1 protein-coding gene is annotated in these 1,395 nt (G+C 50.7%); it reads left to right on the top strand.

Annotation, left to right across the window (positions count from 1 at the left end; all coding sequences use genetic code 11):
- The coding region (locus tag KDK19_RS10495) for a hypothetical protein (protein ID WP_257291900.1) at nucleotides 1-1,395 on the top strand (1,395 nt) is incomplete at both ends.

The following is a 1,395-nucleotide window of genomic DNA, read 5'->3' as shown; positions in this document are numbered from 1 at the left end:
ACGACGTTGGTACACCCGAAAAGTTATCCCTTTTTTTCAAGAATCAATGGTCGAGCCACCTGTGGTGGTTTCTGTTAGCAAAACTACTTCCTCCTTCCATCGTACCCTACCCTTCTTTCCGTCATGGCTTACCATCACTGTCCCGGGCATTTGGTGATGCCCCCGACTGCACTCCTCATCCGGTGATGATCGATCACGCTTTACTGAAAGGCCGTTTATCAGTGCAAACCAGTTGTATCGAAAACCACCCTGTATGGCAGATCACTGCCTCACCCCCTACATCATCGACAGAGACGCAGGCAGTTGATGGTGATTCTTTGTCTGCCTGGCTATCACTATGGACACTGCTGAATGACACCCATACCAGCACCCTTTTCCTTCGTCCCTGGCGGGAACGTCACCGCAATCACCTGCAGGCTATTATCTGTCAAACACATCCACTCACCCATCATAAAAAGTGTCAGAGTGTTCTTATTGATGTCCCGATGAATCACGAAAAACCCTGGCTGCTGCCCGAACTGGCTAACAAAGAAACCATAAGCAGCGACGGGCACACCGCTCTGGACAGCACCTACATTAAGCGGGTCAATCAGGCTATTCACTGCCTTTCTTCCCACGGTGAGTTGTTTGCCGAACCCGATAAAGGCAAATCAGCCGACAAAGAAAAAATACACGCCTGCGATAATAATCGCTGGCTTTATCCATTGTCGGACCAAAAGTCGGATCAAAGATGGCTTTATCAACCGGGTATTCCTGAGGCTCCGATAAAACCCGGTCCGGCACTCATCACCGGGAAATACTTTAACCTCTGGGCATTGGAAAAGGCGTCTCCCGGCAGTGACACCTATCCGGTCTGGTGGAGGTCTTCTCTATTCATCGCCCGCAACGACCGACATCGAAAGTACCATTTCTGGGGAGCAGGAGACCCGGTGCTGTTAATGCAGTTCGCTGATGCCCCTTATAATATCAGGGATCATTATGCCGGTTGGGATGGCCCTGACATTGGCACCCTTGTAGAAAGCGAGCATCTCAACCTGGCCACCCTGTTTATGGACGCGGTGACCAATACACCCTTTAATCTCTATCAATGGCGGGGGATTCTCTCAGGGTTCAGCTCACCGTCCCTGCCAAAAAGCCTCAGTGACCGGGTAAGGCAGCAAATTCTGAACGACCCCGGCTCACTTTACCAGTTTGTTAAACAGCGGCCAGAGTTACTGAACAACGTGCTGACCTATTTGAACCGGGAGTTTCCGGGGCACCCTGTCCACTCATACTTTTTTGGTCGTGTACCCCCCTATTTTACCCATCAAACAAACGGAAACCCACTGGCTTTGCTGCCAGAAGCGGGAAATGCGTTCCAGCCAGATACATCACTCCCGTCAACAACATTTACAA

This window comes from Endozoicomonas sp. ONNA1 (genome assembly GCF_024606325.1).
Taxonomy (GTDB): domain Bacteria; phylum Pseudomonadota; class Gammaproteobacteria; order Pseudomonadales; family Endozoicomonadaceae; genus Endozoicomonas_A.
Note: the sequence above shows the minus strand (reverse complement) of the source record. Positions and strands in the feature narration are given on the sequence as shown.